Annotated in this window: 13 protein-coding genes; 10 read left to right on the top strand and 3 right to left on the bottom strand. The window is 65.4% G+C overall.

What is annotated here, in order from left to right:
- Positions 1–179: 179 nt before the first annotated feature.
- The gene (locus tag OG734_RS34500) at positions 180–1,196 is read right to left on the bottom strand and encodes a LacI family DNA-binding transcriptional regulator (RefSeq protein WP_330293902.1); all 1,017 of its coding nucleotides are present in this window, start codon (positions 1,194–1,196) and stop codon (positions 180–182) included.
- Positions 1,197–1,683: 487 nt separating this feature from the next.
- Between OG734_RS34500 and OG734_RS34495 the strand changes: the two genes are divergently transcribed.
- The 10 genes from OG734_RS34495 to OG734_RS34450 all read left to right on the top strand — a co-directional run bounded on the left by OG734_RS34495 (position 1,684) and on the right by OG734_RS34450 (position 14,395).
- Positions 1,684–2,841 (top strand): mandelate racemase/muconate lactonizing enzyme family protein, encoded by a 1,158-nt coding sequence (locus OG734_RS34495; RefSeq protein WP_330291339.1) that lies wholly within the window; start codon positions 1,684–1,686, stop codon positions 2,839–2,841.
- Positions 2,838–3,842, top strand: coding sequence for a zinc-dependent alcohol dehydrogenase (locus tag OG734_RS34490; protein ID WP_330291338.1), 1,005 nt, complete (start codon positions 2,838–2,840; stop codon positions 3,840–3,842). Before OG734_RS34495 ends, OG734_RS34490 begins: the two co-directional genes overlap by 4 nt.
- Before the next feature lie 167 nt (positions 3,843–4,009).
- Complete coding sequence (locus OG734_RS34485; RefSeq protein WP_330291337.1) at positions 4,010–4,978, top strand: hypothetical protein; 969 nt, start codon at positions 4,010–4,012, stop codon at positions 4,976–4,978.
- Positions 4,979–5,131: 153 nt separating this feature from the next.
- Complete coding sequence (gene chvE / locus OG734_RS34480; protein WP_330291336.1) at positions 5,132–6,238, top strand: multiple monosaccharide ABC transporter substrate-binding protein; 1,107 nt, start codon at positions 5,132–5,134, stop codon at positions 6,236–6,238.
- A gap of 32 nt (positions 6,239–6,270) precedes the next feature.
- Positions 6,271–7,821, top strand: coding sequence for a multiple monosaccharide ABC transporter ATP-binding protein (gene mmsA / locus OG734_RS34475; RefSeq protein ID WP_330291335.1), 1,551 nt, complete (start codon positions 6,271–6,273; stop codon positions 7,819–7,821).
- Positions 7,818–9,065 (top strand): multiple monosaccharide ABC transporter permease, encoded by a 1,248-nt coding sequence (mmsB, locus tag OG734_RS34470; RefSeq protein ID WP_330291334.1) that lies wholly within the window; start codon positions 7,818–7,820, stop codon positions 9,063–9,065. The genes mmsA and mmsB overlap by 4 nt, the downstream gene beginning before the upstream one ends.
- A gap of 26 nt (positions 9,066–9,091) precedes the next feature.
- Entirely contained in the window at positions 9,092–10,210 is a 1,119-nt protein-coding gene (locus OG734_RS34465) for an aldose epimerase family protein (protein ID WP_330291333.1), read from the top strand.
- 188 nt (positions 10,211–10,398) lie between these two features.
- Positions 10,399–12,129 carry a pyridoxal phosphate-dependent aminotransferase gene (locus OG734_RS34460; RefSeq protein WP_330291332.1) on the top strand — a complete coding sequence of 577 codons (1,731 nt, stop codon included), beginning with the start codon at positions 10,399–10,401 and terminating at the stop codon, positions 12,127–12,129.
- Between the two features lie 301 nt (positions 12,130–12,430).
- Positions 12,431–13,171, top strand: a complete 741-nt coding sequence (locus OG734_RS34455; protein WP_330291331.1) for a dienelactone hydrolase family protein — start codon at positions 12,431–12,433, stop codon at positions 13,169–13,171.
- 474 nt (positions 13,172–13,645) lie between these two features.
- Positions 13,646–14,395 carry a transposase family protein gene (locus OG734_RS34450; RefSeq protein WP_330291330.1) on the top strand — a complete coding sequence of 250 codons (750 nt, stop codon included), beginning with the start codon at positions 13,646–13,648 and terminating at the stop codon, positions 14,393–14,395.
- Positions 14,396–14,467: 72 nt separating this feature from the next.
- Here the strand turns inward: OG734_RS34450 and OG734_RS34445 are convergent, their stop codons facing one another.
- The gene (locus OG734_RS34445) at positions 14,468–14,626 is read right to left on the bottom strand and encodes a hypothetical protein (RefSeq protein WP_330291329.1); all 159 of its coding nucleotides are present in this window, start codon (positions 14,624–14,626) and stop codon (positions 14,468–14,470) included.
- Positions 14,627–15,457: 831 nt separating this feature from the next.
- The gene (locus tag OG734_RS34440) at positions 15,458–21,712 is read right to left on the bottom strand and encodes an RHS repeat domain-containing protein (protein WP_330291328.1); all 6,255 of its coding nucleotides are present in this window, start codon (positions 21,710–21,712) and stop codon (positions 15,458–15,460) included.
- Positions 21,713–22,007 lie beyond the last annotated feature (295 nt).

Here is a 22,007-nt window from a genome sequence, read left to right as displayed (position 1 = left end):
CCGCTGGTACTCGTGGTGCTCGTTGGTACTCGTGGGGCTTGGTGGTGCTGGGTGGTGCCTTTTTGGTACTCGTGGGGCTCGGTGTGACAGGTCGGGATACGTCCAACCTGTCGATCATTGTTCGAGATATCGGCCGCGCCGATGGGGCGAGGACGGTCGTCGAACGGGTCGGTGTCGCGTCAGCCGGGAGCGGTCCCCGACTGAGGGGCGTACGGGAACGTACTGGCGCGGACGAGGAGTTGGGGCTCGATGGCGACCTGTGACGTCCCGGAGGGCGTCCGGCCCTCGATGAGGTCCAGCAGCAGGGCGATGCTCTGCTTGCCGACCGCCGAGAAGTCCTGCCGGACGGTGGTGAGCGGCGGGGCGAAGAACTCCGACTCCGGGATGTCGTCGAAGCCGACCACCGCGACGTCCTGGGGGGTGCGCACGCCCGCCTCACGCAGCGCCCACAGCACCCCCAGCGCCATCTGGTCGTTGGCGACGAAGACGGAAGTCAGACCGCGACCCACCCAGCCGGCGAGTTCCTGGCCCGCACGATAACCCGACAGCGGGCTCCAGTCTCCCCGCAGCGGCGACGGCGGTTCGACGCCCGCCGCTTCGAGGGTCGCCCGCCAGCCGTCGGCCCGGTCGACCGCCTCCTGCCAGTTCTCGGGCCCGGCGAGATGCCAGACCGTGCGGTGGCCGGTGGCCAGCAGATGACCGGTGGCCAGCCGCGCTCCCAGTTGCTGGTCCACGTTGACGCTGGGGATCTCCACGCCGGATCCGGTGCCCACGGCCACCACCGGGAAGGGGTGTCGCAGTTCGGTGAGGGCCTGGACCGCCGACCGCTGCGGGGCGAGGGCGATCACGCCTTCCACCCCGCCCTCACTGAGGCGGTGCAGGGCCTCGGACAGTGTCTTCACCGTCAGTTCGCGCAGGCTGACCGTCGAGACGAGGTACCCCTCGGCGCGTGCCGCCTCCTCCAGCGCGAACAGCGTACTGGCGGGCCCGTAGAGCGTGGTGTTGGAGGCGACCACACCCAGGGTCAGGGTGCGGCGGGTCGCCAGGGCCCGGGCGGAGGAGTTGCGGCGGTAGCCCATCTCCTCGATGGCCTGCAGCACCCTGGCCCGTGTCTCGTCCCGCACATTGGGGTGGTCCCCCAGTACGCGGGACACGGTCTGGTGGGACACGCCGGCCTGGCGTGCCACGTCAGCCATGGTGGGCGGCCGGAGCTGGGAGTTGGTCTGGGTGTGGGCCACGGCTGCACCTCCTTGGCGGTCTGCTGCGGATAAGTCGTGTGGTGTGGGCGGGTGTTTCCGCGCCGTCGGCTTCACGCCGGGATTCCGGAAAGCCCCAAGGCGTCGGGCGGAAGGGCGAGTTGGGGCACTGTCGACATAACGCTCATACCTCCTCGGATGCCATTGTCAGACGAACTGGTGAAGCGGAGGTCATTGTGAGCGCTAACAATCAGCGGCGGTCAAGAGGGCTGCGCCAGGGAAGCCGTCACGGTTGGATAACGCGGCAGGCAATGGGCGGGAGGGGTGTCGCTGCGGCATTGTGGGAACGGATGGCGGTAGTCCAAGAAGTGGCAAGGGTTGTGCGTTCACCCCATTGACACCCTGCCCGAAGCGTCCTTAGTGTCGCGACAGCATTTCGAACAAGTGACGAAATCTCGAACAGGCCACAGAGGACTTAGGGAGTACCGTGCGCATCACGGGAATCAGCACGCACGTGGTCGGGACGCCGTGGCGGAACCTGACCTACGTCCAGGTGCACACCGACGAGGGACTCACCGGCGTCGGCGAGACCCGCATGCTGGGCCACACCGACGCGCTGCTCGGCTATCTGCACGAGGCACAGACCAATCACATTCTCGGCTCCGACCCGTTCGCTGTCGAGGATCTGGTCAAGCGCATGAAGTACGGCGACTACGGCCGGGCCGGCGAGATCGTGATGTCCGGCATCGCCGTCATCGAGATGGCGTGCTGGGACATCAAGGGCAAGGCCCTCGGCGTGCCGGTGTGGCAGCTGCTCGGCGGCAAGGTGACCGACAAGGTCAAGGCGTACGCCAACGGCTGGTACACCACCGAGCGCACCCCGGAGGCGTACCACAAGGCGGCGCAGGGAGTCATGGAGCGCGGTTACAAGGCGCTCAAGATCGACCCCTTCGGGACCGGCCACTTCGAGCTGGACCACGCGGAGAGCATGTACGCGGTCTCCCTGATCGAGGCCGTGCGCGACGCCATCGGGCCGGACTCCGAGCTGATGCTGGAGATGCACGGCCGCTTCTCGCCCGCCACCGCCATCCGCCTCGCCAAGGACCTGGCGCCCTTCAAGCCCGCGTGGCTGGAGGAGCCCTGCCCGCCGGAGAACCTGAAGGCGCTGGAGAAGGTCGCCGCCAAGGTCGACATCCCGGTGGCCACGGGTGAGCGGATCCACGACCGGATCGAGTTCCGGGAGCTCTTCGAGAGCCAGGCCGTGGACATCATCCAGCCTGACGTCGGCCACATCGGCGGCATCTGGGAGACCCGCAAGCTGGCCGCGACCGCCGAGACCCACTACACGCTGGTCGCGCCGCACAACGTGGGCGGACCGGTGCTGACCGCGGCCTCCCTCCAGGTCGGGTTCACCTCCCCGAACTTCAAGATCCTTGAGCACTTCAACGACTTCGCGGACGCGGAGATCAAGAAGATCGTCTCGGGAGCCCCTGAGGTCGTGGACGGCTACTTCCACCTCTCCGACAAGCCCGGCCTCGGGGTCGAGCTGGACGTGGACGCGGCGGCGGAGTTCCCGCAGCAGCAGGCCCGCTTCGACCTGTGGGCCGAGGGCTGGGAGCAGCGCAAGCCCAAGGGGACCGAGTGAGCAGCGCCGTGGTGATCGAGGCTCCGGGCGAGCACCGTCTGGTGCCGCACGAGCCTCGTCAGCCGGAGGCCGGCGAGGCCCTCGTACGGGTCCACGCCGCCGGCATCTGCGGCAGCGACCGCGAGGTCTACCAGGGCAACAGGCCGGAGGGGTACGTCCGTTACCCCCTCATCCCGGGCCACGAGTGGTCCGGGACGGTGACGGCGGTCGGGGCCGGGGTGCCTTCGACTCTCGTAGGCCGCAAGGTGGTTGGCGAAGGTTTCCGCAACTGCCAGGTGTGCGACCGCTGTCACGCGGGCGAGACCACTCTGTGCACGGCGGGGTACGAGGAGACCGGGTTCACCGAGCCCGGTGCGATGGCCACCACGCTGACGCTGCCCGCCCGTCTGCTGCACGTTCTGCCCGAGGACGCGGATCTCACGGCGGCGGCGCTGCTGGAGCCGGCCGCGTGCATCGCGGCCGCCGCGCTCAAGGCGAAAGCCGTTCCGGGTGAGCGGGTCGCCGTGGTGGGCACGGGGACGCTCGGGATGTTCGCCATTCAGTTCCTGAAGGCGGGCTCGCCGTCCGAGCTGCTCGTCGTGGGGACGCGTCCGGACCGGGCCGAGCTGTCGAAGAAGTTCGGTGCCACGGACTTCCGTACCAAGGACCAGGAGCTCCCCGACGACTTCGACGTCGTCATCGAGACCGCCGGGTCCGCGGACGCCGCGCGTACCGCCGCCGCCCTGCTGCGGCGCGGTGGGCGGCTGGTCCTTACGGGGATCCCGGCGCCGGGTGCGGACGGGCTCGACCCGACGGATCTCGTCGTACGGCAGCTGGAGGTGCACACCGTGTTCGGTGCCGCGCCGGATGCCTGGGCGCACACGGTGCGGGTCTTCGGGGCCGGGCTCCTCGATCCGCTGCCGCTGGTCACGCACGAGCTCCCGTTGGAGGAGTTTCCGCAGGCCATCGAGTTGGTGGGGTCCGGCGACCCGAAGGTCGGAAAGGTCCTGCTGCGGCCATGACACACCCCTGAGCCGTACGCCGGTACGGGGTACCTGACGACTCCGTACCGGCGTACATCCAAAAGTCTTGTGCACCCAGAGCCGCGAACCATGTCCGAAATACCGAATGCGCCGGACCTGGCGAACCCGCCGAAACTGCCGGACCTGCCGACCCTGAAGGACAGATTGTGACCGACACCACCGCCTCCGCAGCCCGCCGCCCCGGAGAGCAGGCGCTCGCCGCGCTCGGCCTGAACGCGCCCGCCCTCGATCCCTCCGACGCCTCTCCGCACGCCTTCCCCGGCGGCGGCCGCTGGCGCACCGAGGTTCCCTCCGTGGAGGGGCCCGAGGCGCTCGGCGTGGTCCTCAAGGAGTCCTCGCGGCTCGATGTGCCGATCCACCGGGTCAGCCAGGGCAGCGGTGTCTGGATGCTCACCGACGCCGAGATCACCGAGATGGTGGAGGCGACGGCCGAGCGCGACATCGAGCTCTGCCTGTTCACCGGCCCGCGCGGCACCTGGGACATCGGTGGCTCCACCCGCACCGACTCCAAGGGCGGCGGACTGCGCGCCCGGGGTCACGACGCTGTCGCCGGGTGTGTCGAGGACGCCGTACGCGCGACCGAGCTGGGGGTGCAGTGCCTGCTCGTCGCCGACGAGGGCGTGCTGTGGGCCCTGCACCGGGCGCGGCTCGCCGGGATCATCCCGGCCGAGACGACGCTCAAGGTGTCGGCGCTGATCGGGCCGGTGAACCCGGCCGCGTACGCCGTGTACGAGAACCTCGGCGGCGACTCGATCAACGTGCCGAGCGACCTGACGCTCGATCACCTCACCGAGATCCGGCGGGTTTCCGCCGCTCCCATGGACATGTACATCGAGGCCCCCGACGATCTCGGCGGCTACATCCGGATGTACGAGGTCGCCGAGCTGATCCGGCGCGGCGCACCGCTCTACCTGAAGTTCGGTCTGTCGAAGGCGCCCGGGATCTACCCCTACGGGAACCACATGCGCGACCTGGCCCTGAACACGGCCAAGGAGAGAGTGCGGCGCGGCCGGCTCGCCCTGGACCTTCTCGCACGGCACGGAGCGGACGGCGACATGGCGCCGCTCGGCTCGCGACTGCCTGGCGCGCTGAAGCGGTTCGAAACGCCTGCATAACGTTACGGACAAACCCCCTTCACAAAACCCGACGCAGTCGCACAGACTCCGACACGACTCGTCTGTCCCATCTCTGTCCCACCCGCTCCACCTTCCGGGCGCCCGTACCGCAGACCGCTCCAGGCCCGCCCCAAGACATCAAGGATGATGATCATGCGTTCTCGCAGAGCCGTACTCTCCGCCATAGCCTCCTCCGCCGCCCTCGCCCTCTCCCTCTCCGCCTGTGGTCAGAGCGGCGAGGGTGGCAGCGACGCGAGCGCGGACAGCGCCAAGGGCGGCACCATCGGCATCGCGATGCCCACCAAGTCCTCCGAGCGCTGGATCACCGACGGCGCCAACGTCGTGAAGGACCTCCAGGCCAAGGGCTACAAGACCAAGCTGGTCTTCGGCGAGGACGACCCCGACCAGCAGGTCTCGCAGATCGAGAACCTGATCACCCAGGGTGTCAAGGCCCTGATCGTCGCGGCCATCGACAACAAGTCGCTGAACAACGTTCTCCAGCAGGCCGCCGACGCCAAGATCCCGGTCATCTCCTACGACCGCCTGATCCTCGGCACTAAGAACGTCGACTACTACGCGTCCTTCGACAACCAGAAGGTCGGCGAGCTCCAGGCCACCTACCTCGTGGACAAGCTGGGTGTGGCGAGCGGCAAGGGCCCGTTCAACATCGAGCTGTTCGCCGGCTCCAACGACGACAACAACACCAAGTACTTCTTCAACGGTGCGATGAGCGTGCTCAAGCCGTACATCGACAGCAAGAAGCTGGTGGTCAAGTCCGGCCAGACCGAGCTGACCAAGGTCACCACGCTGCGCTGGGACGGCGCCACCGCCCAGAAGCGCATGGAGGACATCCTCACCTCGACGTACACCAGCGGCCGGGTCGACGCGGTCCTCTCGCCCTACGACGGCATCTCCATCGGCATCCTCGCCGCGCTGAAGTCGGACGGTTACGGCGCCAAGAACAAGCCGCTGCCCGTCATCTCCGGCCAGGACGCCGAGCTGGCCTCGGTGAAGTCGATCATCGCCGGCCAGCAGTCGATGACCGTCTACAAGGACCTGCGCAAGCTCGCCCAGGTCGCCACGGACATGGTCGACGCCTCCCTCAACGGCAAGAAGCCCGAGATCAACGACACCAAGTCGTACGACAACGGCACCAAGATCGTCCCCGCCTTCCTGCTGCAGCCGGTGAGCGTCGACAAGAGCAACTACGAGAAGGAACTCGTCCAGGGCGGCTACTACACGGCGGACCAGCTCAAGTAAGCGTCGGCTCTTAAGGATAGGAAGGCACGACCATGGCGGGACCCGTCCTGGAAATGCGCTCGATCGTCAAGACCTTTCCCGGCGTAAAGGCGCTGTCGGACGTCACACTGACCGTCCGTCAGGGCGAGGTCCACGCCATCTGCGGTGAGAACGGTGCCGGGAAGTCCACCTTGATGAAGGTGCTCTCCGGCGTCCACCCTCACGGCAGTTACGAGGGCGAGATCCTCTTCGAGGGAGAGGAAGTCCGGTTCAAGGACATCCGGGCGAGCGAGCAGCACGGCATTGTGATCATCCACCAGGAGCTGGCGCTGTCGCCGTATCTCTCCCTGGCGGAGAACATCTTCCTCGGCAACGAACATGCCAAGGGCGGGTTCATCAACTGGCGCGAGACCCTGCGGCACGCCACCGAGCTGCTGCGTCGGGTCGGTCTGACCGACCACCCGGAAACCCGCGTCACCGACATCGGCGTGGGCAAGCAGCAGCTCGTGGAGATCGCGAAGGCGCTGTCGAAGAAGGTGAAGCTCCTCATCCTCGACGAGCCGACGGCGGCGCTGAACGACGAGGACAGCGACAAACTCCTCGATCTCATCCTGGAGTTGAAGAACCAGGGCATCACCTCGATCATCATCTCCCACAAGCTCAACGAGATCCGCAAGGTCGCGGACTCGGTGACGATCATCCGCGACGGGCACTCCATCGAGACGCTCGACGTGAAGTCACCTGAGACGACCGAGGACCGGATCATCAGCGGCATGGTCGGCCGCGACCTCGACCACCGCTTCCCCGAGCGCACCCCGCACGAGGCGGAGAAGAACGCGGCTCCGGCCCTGGAGATCCGCGACTGGACCGTGCACCACCCGATCGACCAGCAGCGCAAGGTCGTCGACGACGTGTCCATCCAGGTGCGGCGCGGGGAGATCGTCGGCATCGCCGGCCTCATGGGCGCCGGACGCACCGAGCTGGCCATGAGCGTCTTCGGACGCTCCTACGGCCGGTACGCGGGCGGCACGGTCCTCAAGGACGGCGAGGAGATCCGTACGAAGACCGTCGCGGAGGCGGTCGAACACGGGATCGCCTACGTCACGGAGGACCGCAAGCACTACGGCCTCAACCTCATCGACACGATCAACCGCAACATCTCCCTGACCGCCCTGAACAAGGTGGCCAAGCGGGGCGTCGTCGACGAGCAGGAGGAGCGGCAGGTCTCCGAGGGCTTCCGCAAGTCGATGAACATCAAGGCGCCCACCGTCTTCGAGCCGGTGGGCAAGCTGTCCGGCGGCAACCAGCAGAAGGTCGTCCTCAGCAAGTGGATCTTCGCCGGTCCCGACGTGCTGATCCTGGACGAGCCGACGCGCGGTATCGACGTCGGCGCCAAGTTCGAGATCTACACGGTCATCGACCAGCTGGCCGCCGAGGGCAAGGCGGTCGTCTTCATCTCCTCCGAACTGCCCGAACTGCTCGGAATGTGTGACCGCATCTACACGATGGCCGCCGGACGGCTCACGGGCGAGTTCCCGCGGGCCGAGGCCACGCAGGAAGTACTGATGCGCCAGATGACGAAGGACAAAGAGGTAACGCGATGAGCACGGACGTGACGGACAAGAGCCCGGCGGCCGCGCCGCCCGGGAAGGGCGGGGGCTCAGCCACCGGCGGCGGGCTGCTCCGGCTCGTGGTGGACGGCCTGCGCCGCAACATGCGCCAGTACGGCATGCTGATCGCGCTCGGCCTGCTCGTCGTCCTCTTCCAGATATGGACCGACGGCGACCTGCTGCTGCCGCGCAACGTCTCCAACCTGGTCCTCCAGAACAGCTACATCCTGATCCTCGCGATCGGCATGATGCTGGTGATCATCGCGGGCCACATCGACCTGTCGGTCGGCTCGCTCACGGCGTTCACCGGCGCCTTCGCGGCCGTACTGACGGTGCAACACGGTCTGTCCTGGCCCCTCGCGCTGGTGCTGTGCCTGGCCATCGGCGCGGTGGCCGGCGCGGCGCAGGGCTTCCTGATCGCCTACCTCGGCATACCCTCCTTCATCGTCACCCTCGCGGGCATGCTGATCTTCCGTGGTCTGACGGAGATGCTCCTGAAGGGCCAGACGCTCGGCCCGTTCCCCGACGGCCTGCAGAAAATGGGTAACGGCTTCCTGCCGGAGGTCGGCCCGGACACCAACTACCACAACATCACGCTGCTGCTGGGCTTCGCCCTGCTGACCTTCGCGGTTCTCCAGGAGGTCCGGGACCGCAAGCGTCAGCAGGAGTTCGCGCTAGAAGTGGTGCCCAGGAACCTCTTCCTGCTCAAGCTCGTCGCCATCGCCGCCGCGATCCTCACCGTCACCATGCTGCTCGCCAGCTACAAGGGCGCGCCGATCATCCTGCTCATCCTCGGCATCCTGGTTGTCGGCTACGGCTACGTGATGCGCAACGCCGTCTTCGGCCGTCACATCTACGCCATCGGCGGCAACCTGCCGGCGGCGAAGCTGTCCGGCGTCAAGGACAAGAAGGTCACCTTCCTCGTCTTCCTGAACATGGGCGTGCTCGCGGCCGTGGCGGGTCTGGTGGTCGCCGCCCGTCTGAACGCGGCCTCGCCGAAGGCCGGCCTCAGCTTCGAACTGGAGGCGATCGCCTCGTCGTTCATCGGCGGCGCGTCCATGAGCGGCGGTGTCGGCACCATCCTCGGCGCCATCATCGGCGGTCTCGTCCTCGGTGTGCTGAACAACGGCATGAACCTTCTCAGCGTCGGCACCGACTGGCAGCAGGTCATCAAGGGCCTCGCCCTGCTGATCGCGGTCGGGTTCGACGTCTGGAACAAGCGCAAGGTCGGTTCGTAGGAAGTCAGTTCGTCAGACGGCTTGTCATGGGTCCCGCGGGCAACCGCTCCGCGGGACCCTTCGGCTTTTCCCATGGAGGCAGGAACCCCGTGAACCCCGTGAAGGAACTCTTCGGCAAACTCGCCGACGGTACGCAGATCCACCGCTGGTCGCTGGAGAACGGCGGCACCCGTCTGAAGGTCCTGTCGTACGGCGGGATCGTGCAGTCCCTGGAGATCCCGGACGGCGAGGGCCGGTACGCCAACGTCTCCCTGGGCTTCGACACCGTCGAGGATTACGTCGCTTCCAGCCCCTACTTCGGCGCGCTGATCGGCCGGTACGGCAACCGCATCGGCGAGGGCCGGTTCACGTTGGACGGCACGTCGTACCAACTGTCCGTCAACGACGGCGAGAACAGTCTGCACGGCGGCAGCGAGGGCTTCGACAAGGCCGTGTGGGACATCGAGCCGTTCACGGAGGGTTCGGACGTCGGCCTGTACCTCCGGCACACCAGCGCCGACGGCGAGATGGGCTACTGCGGCACACTGAGCACGAAGGTCACGTACACCCTCACCGAGCACGGCGACTGGCGCATCGACTACGAGGCCACCACCGACCAGGTCACCGTCGTCAACCTCACCAGTCACGTCTACTGGAACCTGGCCGGCGAGGGCAGCGGCTCGATCAACGACCACGAACTGGAGATCGCCGCAGCCCGCTACACCCCCGTCGACGCCGGCCTCATCCCCACCGGTGAGCAGGCCGAGGTCGCGGGCACGCCCTTCGACTTCCGGGCCGGCAAGACGGTCGGCGCGGACCTCCGGGTCGCCGACCAACAGCTGCTGTACGCCAAGGGGTTCGACCACAACTGGGTGCTCGACAAGGGCGTCACTGCCCAGCCCCAGCACGTCGCCACCCTCAAGGACCCCGCGTCCGGCCGCACGTTGAGGATCGCGACCACCGAACCGGGCCTGCAGTTCTACTCGGGCAACTTCCTCGACGGCACCCTCGTCGGCACCGGCGGCGCCATCCACCGCCAGGGTGACGCGCTGTGCCTGGAGACCCAGCACCACCCCGACTCACCGAACCGGCCGGACTTCCCGTCCACGGTGCTGCGTCCGGGCCAGACCTATCGCACGACGACGATCCACTCGTTCGACGCGTAAACAGTGTTACCGAGGGTCACAGTGATGATCGGTTTCACAGGAGCTTCACAATTTTTCATCGAAACCACAGCACTTGAACAGCGACCCACAGCCATCCGTATCTAGGAGCGGCCCGTGCTCCCCCGCGCGGGCCACCCAAAGTCGGAGGGCCCGTCCTCCCCAACGGGTCCGCCACATACGGAGGTTCCATGGCCGACAACGTCACCTCGCTCTTTCGCAGCACGGCGGCGCACAGCCCCTCGATGGCTGCGCTTGCGCGAGAGAGCGACGGGACCGGCCCGGTCGACTTCTGTATCCCGTGCAACCCGTACTTCCCCACCCCCGCCATGATGGACACCATGGCGGCGCGGCTGCGTGACATCATCACGTACTACCCGAGCAGCGCCGACACGATCACCGCCGAGCTGTGCAATCTGCTCCAACTGCCGCCGCAGGCCGTGGCGATGGGCAATGGCTCGACCGAACTGATCACATGGATCGACCACTTGCTGGTCCGTGAATCCCTCGCCGTCCCCGTCCCCACCTTCGGCCGCTGGACCGACCAGCCCATGGAGACCGGCAAGCGGGTCGACATGTTCCCGCTCCAGGAGTCCAGCGGCTTCTCCCTCGACCTCGCCCAGTACGCCGAGTTCATCCGCGCGCGCGGCACCCGCGTCGCCGTCATCTGCAACCCCAACAACCCCGACGGCGGCTTCCTGCACAAGCACGCGCTCGTGCAGTTCATGGACGCGATGGCCGACCTCGACCTGATCATCATCGACGAGTCGTTCCTCGAGTTCGCCGACGCGGAGGCGGAACCCAGCGTCGTGCAGGAGGCGATGATCCGCCCCAACGTCATCGTCCTGCGCAGCCTCGGCAAGAACTTCGGCCTGCACGGCATCCGCTTCGGCTACATGGTCGCCAACCCGTCGCTCGCGGGCCGCGTCCGTTCGATGCTGCCGAAGTGGAACCTCAACGCCTTCGCCGAGTACGTGGTGTTCATGCTCAAGGAGCACGGCCAGGAGTACATGCAGAGCCTCCACCAGGTGCGCCGGGACCGCCTCGACATGGCGAGCCAGCTCTCCTCCCTGCCCGGCCTGACGGTCTACCCGTCACAGGGCAACTTCCTCTTCGTGCGCCTCCCCGTCGGCGCCGAGGGCACCGTGGTCAGGGACCGGATGCTCACCGAGCATCGCATCCTGGTCCGCGAGTGCGGCAACAAGATCGGCTCGTCCAGCCGCTTCCTGCGTCTCGTGGTGCGCCCCCAGGTGGATGTGCGTCGCCTGGTGTCCGGCCTGGAACAGGTGCTCTACGGGACCAGGAGGGGAGCCGCCGTACCCGAGCTGAGTACAGGGACCAACTACAGCTCGGGTACGGCGGCGGTGGACCGGCTGGTCAGTGCCACCAACGGGGGCGGTATGCCGGGCCTTGCCGCTCAGGCCCTCGGTACCGGTATGCCGGGGCTCACAGCAGCCGCGGCAGCCGGTACCGGCATGCCGACCCCGATGTCGGCCCCCATGCAGATGCCCACCCCCGTCCCGATGCCCGCCGCCATGCAGATGCCGGCGGCGATGACCGCGCAGAGCTACGGCGGCGCGGGGTCGCAGAGCTACGGGGGCGGGGGTGCCCAGAGCTTCGGCGGCCCCGGCACGCAGATGCAGCAGATGCCGCAGATGCCCATGCAGCCGCAACCGCAGCCGGTCCCGCAGCCTCAGATCCCCCAGCCGCAGATGCAGCAGCCTCCGATCCCCCAGCAGCCGCAGCCTCAGCAGATGGTTCCGCAGCAACAGCCCACCCCCTCCGGCGTCCCGGCCCGAAACGGCCTCACGGCCGCCCAGGTCCGCGGCACCACCGGCCCGGGCCTCGCCCCGGCCCCGGCGACGGGCTGGCCCGCCGCGCAGAGCTGGCCGAACGCGGCGGGCATGGGACAGGCGGGCTGATCACTCGCCCGGGTTCGGGACGGGACGGGGGGGCGACCAGAACGGCGGGCGTGATACTCGCCGCCACAGCCATGGTGACGGCCAAGACGGTCCTGCCCGCGCTCCAGTCCTGACCCGCCCTGCGTAAAAAACCCGTTGGCGGACCACGGCGACCACTGCTACTTTTCCGGAGGCCGTGCGAGAGAACGAGGAGGTGGTACCCGTGAACGCTGTATCGACATGGGTGCTCCCCTCCGGGGTCACGGTCGGGCGATAGGTCGTCCGGGAGCGCCGTTCACGAGCACTCCCGAAAGGCACGACCATGCGATTCACTTCAGAGCAGCGCCTCGACGACGGCGTCCTCGAACGCGAATTCACCCTCGGCGAGATCCCCGGCACCCTGTGGACGCCTGGCTCTGCTGGATCTTCCGGGGCCGCACCGGCCCCGCTGATCCTGATGGCCCACAACAACGGCCTTCCCAAGGCGGAACCCCGGCTGGTGGCCCGGGCCCGGTACACCGCGGCGCGCGGCTACGCGGTGGCCAGCATCGACGCCGCCGGGTGCGGTGACCGGCCCCGTTCCGCCGCCGACGAGCAGGCTCGCGCCGACCTCCGGCGGGCGATGCAGGCCGGCGAGCCGGTCGACGAGATCTTCGAGTCCCTCGTCGGCCCGCTGGTCGAAAAGGCGGTCCCGGAATGGCGGACCACTCTGGACGCCCTTCTTGAGCTGCCCGAGGTCGGCGGCCCGGTCGGGTACTCCGGGGGGTGGACCGCCCTCGGCATTCGGCTGGCGGCGGTCGAGCCGCGCATCGCGGCCGCCGGCTTCTTCGCCGGCGGGTACGTGCCCCGCGCCCAGCGCGAGGAGGCCCGGCAGGTCACCATTCCGCTGCTGTTCCTGCTGCAGTGGGACGACGAAGGAAACCCCCGGCAACGGGCTCTGGATCTGTTCGACGCCTTCGGCAGCAAAGAGAAGACGCTGCACGCCAACCTGGGCGGGCACACCGGCACCCCGTGGTTCGAGCTGGAGGACGGGTGCCGGTTCCTGGACCGCCACCTGAAGTAGGGCCGGGCCGCCAGGCCGGCAGCAGCCGGTAGGCGTTGTCGGCCTGGATGCCGCCATCGAGGACAGGTCCCGGCCCTTCTCGATGGCGGTGGCCGGCAGATGCGCAACCGCCCCGACCGGCCATCGGCGGTACCGGCCGGTCGGGGCGGCGCTCGGCCACCAGCGCCGCCATCAGCCGGGCCCACGCCGTGAGGCACTCGGCCCATACCTTGCGGATCGCCGGGGGGAGGGCCCCTACTCCCGTGCCAGCCTCTGGCGCCTCACCAGCGACCACCACCCCGGCACATCCACTTCGGCCCGCACCGTCTTCCCCGGTGGCTCCCGGTCCAGCACCTCCCACCGGTCCGCCGCCGCATCAGTGAGCTCTTTCAGAGTGGCCACTGATTGGGTGACGACGTCGGCGTCCGCAACGGACAAGGCTCCTGCCGTTGAGGGAGGTGTTCGACGTCTCAACTCATTGGCGCAGGAGCCTTGTTGGTTGCCTATCCTGCCGCACTCGACCTGCCTCATGCCCTGGTCGAGTGGGTCACCATGCTCATCGTCACCCGTGAGGGTGACCGCCGCTGCAAGCTCCCACCGCACCAGCGTGCCCTGGTCGGCCTGGTGTACCTACGCAAGCACGACACCCTCGCCCAACTCGCGGCAGGCTTCGGTATCTCCGTCGGCACCGCCCACGCCTACACGGCAGCCGTCATCGACCTGCTCGCCGACCGCGCACCCGGGCTCCTGCGGACCCTGCGCGAAGCCGACCCCGACTACGTCCTGCTCGACGGCACCCTCGCGGAGTGCGACCGCGTCGGCGACAGCCGGGCCGACTTCTCCCAAAAACACCGACGCCACGGAGTGAACGTGCAGGTGATGACCGATCCAGCCGGACGACTGCTGTGGATCTCACCAGCCCTGCCCGGCCGCGCGCACGACCTGACCGCGGCCCGCACCCACCGGATCATCCGGATCTGCGAACGCCAGGGCGTCCCGATCCTTGCCGACCGCGCCTACATCGGAGCCGGCCCATGGGTGACAACACCACGCAGACGCCCACCCGGCCGCCACCTCACACCAACCCAGCAAACCGTCAACCGCGCGCTCTCGGCGGCACGAGCACCGGTCGAGCGCGGCGTCGCACGACTGAAGTCCTGGCGCATCTTCCGCAAAGCCCGGTGCAGCCCGAACCGCATGTCGTCAATCGCAGCCGCCATCCTCACCCTGGAGCGGCACCGCTGAAAACGCTCAGTGATCACCAGCCCGCGCCCGGAATCCACCAGGGGCACGGCGCCCGTACGCCCGGTACGGGCGTCAGCCCTCGCCCCGCAGCAGACCCTCAAGCGTGTCGGCGTCCTGCTCACTGAGCAGGACGCGGACTTCTCCCTGCCCCGGAGCGGTATAACGCAGGTTGACCAGACCCGCCCGCCAGCTCTCCTCCCGGCGCACCCACTCGCTCCGGGGCAACTTCACTGGGTCCTTCCACCGACGAAAAAAGGCCAGTTCCCCATCGGCGCCGGCCACGACCTTGCCGTACACGAACTTCTTTCTTCCAGTGCCGGCCTTCCAAGACATCCGGCAGGGGAGCTTGGTCGAGCCGGATTCGGCCAGTTCGGCGCTGCGCCTGGCGGCGCGTCTCCGGATTGCTGAGCGGGTAACTGCTGCAGCCCCAAAGGCGATAGCACCAAGCAAGAGGAATTCCAATAGATACCACACGTTAAATCAACACCTCAATTCACAAAAACCAACGCAATCCACACATCAAGCCAATTCACCTCGGAAGGAAATCCCACGCCTCTGCTTAATCCGATATATCATCACCTGCAGATGATCACAAAACGGGACCCGAAAACTTTAGCAACAGATACGAGGGTGCACTGATCACCACCATCATCAAGAAATCAGGTCAACCACTCGCAAGGAGCTAGCGAGAGCCCCCAACGTACTACACCTGAACGTATGCCCCTTGATTTTTCGATAGAGGAATACTACAGCACACAGAGACGTGAAAATGATCAGAACAAGAACGCCAGCCTGCCAACCAACTAGAAATCCAAGCGCAAGTGCGGAAATAATCCATACGGCTACCCAAAAGCGACACGCGCGCAGCACCGAATAAACAGAGAGTCGCACATTTCTACTTGGCAGTTCACTATTTCTATCCACTTCAACATGATTACGCGTTGCACAATATTCTCTATCCGTCATCGACATTATTCCACTCCACCGTGTGCCCATATCACCGAAAAGTCGGGGACGGAGACAATGCCATCTCCGTCCCCGACTTTTAAATGTCACATCAGGCTACTTGAAGAGCCCCTTGGATTTCCAGAAGAGCGGTAGCCCTCCCTGTCGCGAGCCGAACACAATGCTATCAACTCTGGCATGTCCACCCTTTACTGCCCAGCGCGAGTAGAACATGTTGCCACCCTTGCGGGCAGCCCCAATCATGCCTCTACCGAAGAGCGTTCCATAGGCCATGCCTGTCACCTCGGCTTTTGCGGTTCGCAGCATGAATTGTGCCGCCCCTTGCCTTCGCTCCTCCTCAGTGGCGACTGCCATATGGGCCCCCATCCCTGCCACGAAGAGCCCTGCCGCCCCTACTGTGAAAAGTCCGGCACCGCAGACAACGGAGGCAATGCATGCTGCGGTTCCTGCTGTGGCAAGCATGCCGATGCCGATGTCGACCCCCTTATGTTTCCACCAGTCAGCACTGGTCACGTTCTCCTTGAACGAGTCGACTTTGTCCCCGATCCCGCTTGCAATCTTCCCGAAGATGCCGTCCTTCTTCCGCCGCTCGGCCTCCTGAGCCTTGCGCCGGGCCTCAGCCTGGGCCTTGAGTTGAGCGGCTGCTGCTTGCTGGTCCTGCTTCATCTGGTTCTTGTAGTAACTAGAGGAGTAGTAGCTGTTCCAGCTCCTGTTTTGCTCGGCAAGCTTCCTCTTGTACTTCTTTGTGGCCCGACCCTTGCTGTCGAGGTAGCCGATCCTCTTGTAGTGGTTCTTCATCACCTTGGCGTTGCCGTAACCAAGGCCGGTGACGTCGTCGTAGATCATCTGGCCGTCGGGGTCGGAGGCCGTGATAGGGCGGTTGTTCGCGTAGGCGTAGGCGTTCATCTGTAGCGGGTCATCGATGTCGATGATCGGGTCGACGGAGATGAACCTTCCCAACGCTGGGTCGTATTCACGTGCGCCCAGGTGTGTGAGCCCGGTGGGATCGTTGGTGCCGCCGACGAAGCCGCGAGTACCGGGGATCGCACCTCCGGTCTCGGATCGCACACTGCCGAACGGAAGTTGCTTGCGCCGGGTGACAGCCAGGGTGGTCATGGCAACGGCAGCCATGGCGCTGCCTTGGTGGTCGGAGATGAGGAAGGAGAAACCGCCACTGGTACGCACGGCGACAGTCTCGTCTCCGTGGGTGTAGTAGCGCACTCCTTGCTTCACCCCGTCCTTTGTGACCTTGAGTTCGTTGTCGCCCGGAAGCGTCAGTGTCTGACTGCCGTCCGCCTCACGCGTAATCATGCGGTTGCCATCGGCATCGTAGGCATAACTAGTTGTTCGGCCAGCCCCTGTGAAGGTCGCGAGACGGCCTTCAATGTCCCAGTCAAGTTCCTGGGTGCGGGTACCGATGACACGCTTGGTCGTGTTGCCTGCGTCGTCGTAGGTGAAGGTCGTGTTCTGGCCGTCGTTGGGACCGCCCTTCACCGTCGTTGTCTGCACGGCATGAGCCTGGGAGATACCGCTGTCGGGCGCTTCCAGTGAGTATGTGGTGGTGGCATCGGCGCCGGCCAGGGCACCTGTGCCATGCTCGGTGAGCTGCGTGCGGTTGCCAACGGCGTCGTAGCCGAAGGACTGCCAGTAGGCAGCCGGGCCGCCGACAGTGGTCGTCGATGGCGACGCCGCACAGTTGGTCTTCGCCGTCCATGCTTCAGTCAGCCTCTGGAGGGCGTCGTTGATGAAGCACTGCGTGTCCACGGTCTTTTCGGCGTCCTGACCGCTGGCCGTGGTGATGCCAGTGACATTGCCCGCTTCGTCGTACGCATAGGTCACGTCATCGATGCGCTGAGGAACGAGATCGCGGTCGGTAGTCTGGCGGGTCGTCCGGCCGGTGACCTCGTCGTAGACCGTTGAGTTGTAGACCTTCTTGCCGAGCGTCCCGTATTCGGTGCGCACAGGGCGGGAGAAGACGTCGTGCCACGTCGCGTTCACCAGAGTGACGGAACCGGCTGTGGTTTTCTGGGGCAGGTTACCCTCACCATAGACGGTGGTTTCGCGTTCGCTCGGCAGATTGCCGACAGCCGGATGCTTGATCCATTCCTGTTGACCTGTGTATGTGTTGTAGCCGAAGGTCCACGTGTAGGCACCGGCCAGGGCACCGGCCTCGGCTGGGATGGTCACCGTGGTGGACGTGGGTTGGTAACCATCGTTGTACGCATCAACAGTAGACGTGTACTCCTTGCCGTCGATGTACCGAATACTGCTGTCTTGCTGGCCCTTGGCCGCCTTGTCGTAAGTCCACATCGCCAGAAGAGTGTCCTCCTTCTTGAGGGTGGTCTTCCGGCCGATCTTGTCGTAGCCGGTCGTCAGCGTTATTTCGCGGTCGTCGGTGGTTTGCACCGCACGCCCGAGCTTGTCGTACGTGGTCTTGCTAATTCCCTTGTCCGGGTCATCTGCCTCCTTCTGCTGACCTCGGGCGTCGAAGGTGTACGTCCAGGTGTTTCCAGCTGGATCGATGACCTGCTCCGGCTCGTCCCACTTCCCAAACTTGTACAGGGTCTTCTGCGACTCAGTTCGAGCGACATTGGTGTACTCGATCCGCTCGACCGTGCGATCACGAACGTCGGTGACCGTGGTAGCTGCGGTGCCACCCTTAGGGGGTATGACCGTCGTACGATCACCTCCGTAGACGGTCTTGGTACGCCATTTCTCGTCGCCGAAGGTTCGAGTGAGGACGTCAGTCACCCGCCCCATGCCGTCGTACAGGTTCTCCGCGATGGAGGGCACCGTATTGTCTGCAGCCTTGTCCAAGCCTGCAGACGGGGCGCCGTTGGCGTAGTAGGCGGCGTACGACTTGTAGGCGAAGCCTCTGCTGTCGTACAACGTCTCAGTGATGATCCGGTTGGACGTGCCAATCGCCGGGGCCTGCGTCTCGCGCTCGCGCAGCAACCCGTCGTAGATCTGGTAGCTGGTGGCGTACGAACCGTCGTACTGCAGTGTCTTGGTGGCTACGGCATTCGCCGCACTCTTGGAGATGGTGTACGTGTACTCGGCTGACGGCTGAGTACCGTGGTCCGCCTTGGCCCAGCCGGGCAGCCACACCATGCGCACACGGCCGAGCCCGTCGTGAACGGCGTCAGTGCGCTTGTCGTTGGCGTCGATGGTGGCCGTGGTCACCCCGCGAGCCGGGTCGTACTCGGTGCGGGCAATGTGGCCTAGCACATTCGTCTCGGTCTTGGAAAATGGTGCTTCAATCGTTTTGGGAAAGTACTCGGTGGTGACGGTTGTGATGCCATCGGCATTAGTGTCGGTCAGCTCACGGCCGTGGATGTCGTACGTGTGAGTCGCAGTTGTCAGATAGCCAGTGCCCGTCTCATCCTGTTCGTCCAGCCGCGTGACATCACCCTTGGAGGGAGTGGTGTCCATGCTGGTGGCGTCGTCGTAGTAGTAGCGCGCGACGGAGATCAGGTCGTCCGGCAGGAGCGGACTCTTGTCGCAGGCGACCGCGACGTGCCGGATTTCTTTGGTGAGGTCAAGGATGTTCTTGCCGTCCCTGCGCGCGTACTTGGTTGTGGTGCATTCCTCGTCTCCAGCCTTCGCCAGGTCGCCGAGGTTGGATTCCGAGGTCACCTGTCCGTAGGCGTCAAAGGAACGTTTGGTCTGCGTGGAGCGCCATCCGACGCCGACAGCCGTACGTCTCTTCTCGCTCACCGTTCCGGTCGCGTAGGCATTGAGCGCCGAGAGTCCAGTTCTGGGCTGCGTGGCAGTGGCGGCTCCATGCCAGGGCTCATAGCTGATGGTTGTCTCCAACTTGCCGCCGTCGCCGTTGAACGTGGCCTCCTCGCGAGGCATGCCGGCAAAAGCTGGATGGTCGGTGACACCGATGCCCTCGTGGTCCTTCACATCAGCGCCGCTGATGCCACGGAAGTAGCGGTATTCCTTCAAGGTCTGCTTGTCCGAAGCCGGCGCACCGGTGCGGACTTGGACCCGGCCAAATCCTTGGCGGTCGCCATACGTGAGGTGCTTGGCCTTGGCGAACTCGTCCTCTTCTTTGCCCCAAGCCATGCCATCCAGGTATGAGTAGTCGGTCTGCTTGGTCGGGGCACCGCCCGTGTTGTCCGACTCCAGGACCTGGTCGACGACATAGGCGTGGAACCAGTCCAGGTAGGGCTCGTAGTCGGCGGCCGGGGCGTCCGGCGGTGACCACATCACCGGGTAGCAGCGGCGCTTGTTCGACGACGCTGTGAGTACGTCACCGGCCTTGCAGTCAGCGGCCGAGTATGTGACACCGATAGTTCCACCGGTCTCCGTGTCAATGCCATACACGCGGTAGCGCACCAGCGGCGGCACCGGGTCGGCCTTGCCGCCCGTAGTGGCACCCTCGACCCGGTTGGCCAACTGCTGGCCTCTGAAGGTGACGGCAGGCATGGCGACATCACCAGTGCCTGTGTGGCCGGTGCGAGCGAGGGAGGCCAACCACAGTGCCGGGTCCGTCCCGTCACCGGTGGGCGGGAAGGTCTGCGTCAGCTCCCATGTGTCGACGTTCTTGTAGTTACCTGCGGTCAGCACCGACGTGTCGACCTTCTTCAGGCGCATTCGGGTCCAGAACGAGGGCGAGTAGCGGTCCTTGCACTCATCGCCCTTCTTGCAGTACTGGTCGAAGGGTACGTCGGGCCAGTTCTTCGCATGCTCCTTGTCGAAGGTGGCACAGCCACTCAGGCACCGCTCAGAGGCTGTGAAGTTGACCTTGGCTGCCGCCTTCTGGCTGTAGACCGAGTCGGACCGCAGCCCGTACTCAATGTGATCCAGATAGCCACCGCGGTCGTACTCGGTAGAGGTGGAAGCACCAGTGTCCGAGTTCACGTTGAGCCCGTAGTAGTTGGACTCCTTGGTCCAGTAGTAGGCCATGGCATCTGAATGTGGATTGACGACATAGTCAAGGTTCCACCGCCAGGCCTGCTGGCACCAGGAGTCCTTGAACGCGTCCGCATGACACAGGTCGGTCTTGTGGTTGCCGAACACCGGTACTGTCCAAGTTGAGTTGGTCTCCGGCTTGCCATCGCTCCAGCCTGGCAGTCGGTTACGGCCGAACTGGTAGACGGTGCCGTCCGGTGTGGTGACCTTCCAGTACTCCCCGTCCTTGTCGCCACTGCCGGAAGCCGGGTTGAAGAACTTCTCGACCTTCGTGCCGTCGTCGTCCTCCAGATGCCACTCATCGGTGGTGGCATCGTGGACAAGCACGTTGGACTGGCCACCGAGGTTGAGAACGGCGTTGTCCTTCTTCCAGCAGAGATCGCCGCTCTTGTCAGTGCCGTTGCCGTCCTTGGCATCGTCGGCACAGGAGACGTAGCGGCGTTCGATGTAGCCGGGCTCCATCGACCAGCCGTCGCCTATCCAGTTGGACTGATTGTTGGAGGCGGCCGTGCGCCCGTCGACAGCCTGCGAAGAATAGGACAGGCTCAAGTCCGGCGCGACACCACCGGGTACTTCGGGAGTATCGATGTCATACGTCCACGTGAAAGCACCGCTGGATCCGCCGGCCGACCAAGCCGCGGACGGTGCAAGGGACGTGGCTTTGAAGTCCCCCGAGGCCCCGGAGGCGGCTGCGGTCGCAGCCAGTAGCACGGTACCGTCACTCGCGGCCATGCCGCTCGCGGAATGCGTGGCGGCCGCAGCCTTGGCTATGGGCATCTCTCGCCCCTCCATAGAAGAGGGAGCTGCGGGCAGAGCAACAGACGCTGACAAAGTCCCGGACTCGACATCGTTCTTCGTCCTGAGTTCCTCGCTCTTCCGGCAGCCCTTCTTGGCGGGGCTGGACAGAGCACACTGAGGTAGTTTTCTCAATGTCAGGCGAGATGCCCAATCGCCGCCGTAAGCATTCTGGAAATCGGCGTAGTCAAGTGTGATGTCGACCGCTCCCCCGTTCCCCTCAAGGGGGCGGATCGCTAGGACAACACCAGTGACGCCCATCGCCTTGGCCGTCTCCTGGTCCAGGACTTGAACCTGAGCTTGCTCAGGCCCTTCCCCTACCTCGGCAGTTTCGGTGGTGCGCCCCATACGGAAGGAAAGCGTTCCAGCCTCAGCCGCCGAGACTCCAGTTCCGGGGATGTCCAGTGCGACTGTGCCCGGTTTCGGAAAAACGGACTTCGGGTTCTCCTTCCGCGCCTGCTTGCGAGTCTGATCGGGTTTGAGATCGAGGCGTTCTTTGACCGCTGAGACAGGTACAGGGTTCGGCGTATTCAAATTTTCCAGGGCGAGTTCCGCAGCAGCCGCAACCGGCCCGCCCAGTAACCCGGCCACCAGATAGCCAACCAACGAAACCGCGATCCAACGCGCCCATCGCACTCGTCTCCTGACCGCACGGCTAGGTCTCGTTCTCTCCGCTTGCCAACCGAACATGGTTCCCCCCGCGAGAAGTCCAAGGAGTAAAGATCTTGCGGAACCTATCATCATGCGAAGTCATCTCAAAAGAACACGGTGCAGGATTGGCGAGTTCTCGCCGGGACGCCCGAACCACAAGCGGAATCATGCGACGCAATTCCACCCATCACCCCGAGTCGCGACTTTAGGCCAACCAAATCCAGCCGATATCTACTGGGCAACTCGGTCAAAATTCACTTTTCGCAACATTTAGATTGAG

The organism is Streptomyces sp. NBC_00576, from assembly GCF_036345175.1.
In the GTDB taxonomy this organism is placed as follows: domain Bacteria; phylum Actinomycetota; class Actinomycetes; order Streptomycetales; family Streptomycetaceae; genus Streptomyces.
This window is presented reverse-complemented; position numbering and strand designations above follow the sequence as displayed.

Excerpts from the sequence above, each read along its gene's own strand:
- OG734_RS34500 (WP_330293902.1), bottom strand. The coding sequence starts at position 1,196 with ATGGCTGACGTGGCACGCCAGGCCGGCGTGTCCCACCAGACCGTGTCC.
- chvE (WP_330291336.1), top strand. The coding sequence starts at position 5,132 with ATGCGTTCTCGCAGAGCCGTACTCTCCGCCATAGCCTCCTCCGCCGCC.
- mmsA (WP_330291335.1), top strand. The coding sequence starts at position 6,271 with ATGGCGGGACCCGTCCTGGAAATGCGCTCGATCGTCAAGACCTTTCCC.
- mmsB (WP_330291334.1), top strand. The coding sequence starts at position 7,818 with ATGAGCACGGACGTGACGGACAAGAGCCCGGCGGCCGCGCCGCCCGGG.
- OG734_RS34465 (WP_330291333.1), top strand. The coding sequence starts at position 9,092 with ATGGGTCCCGCGGGCAACCGCTCCGCGGGACCCTTCGGCTTTTCCCAT.
- OG734_RS34460 (WP_330291332.1), top strand. The coding sequence starts at position 10,399 with ATGGCCGACAACGTCACCTCGCTCTTTCGCAGCACGGCGGCGCACAGC.
- OG734_RS34455 (WP_330291331.1), top strand. The coding sequence starts at position 12,431 with ATGCGATTCACTTCAGAGCAGCGCCTCGACGACGGCGTCCTCGAACGC.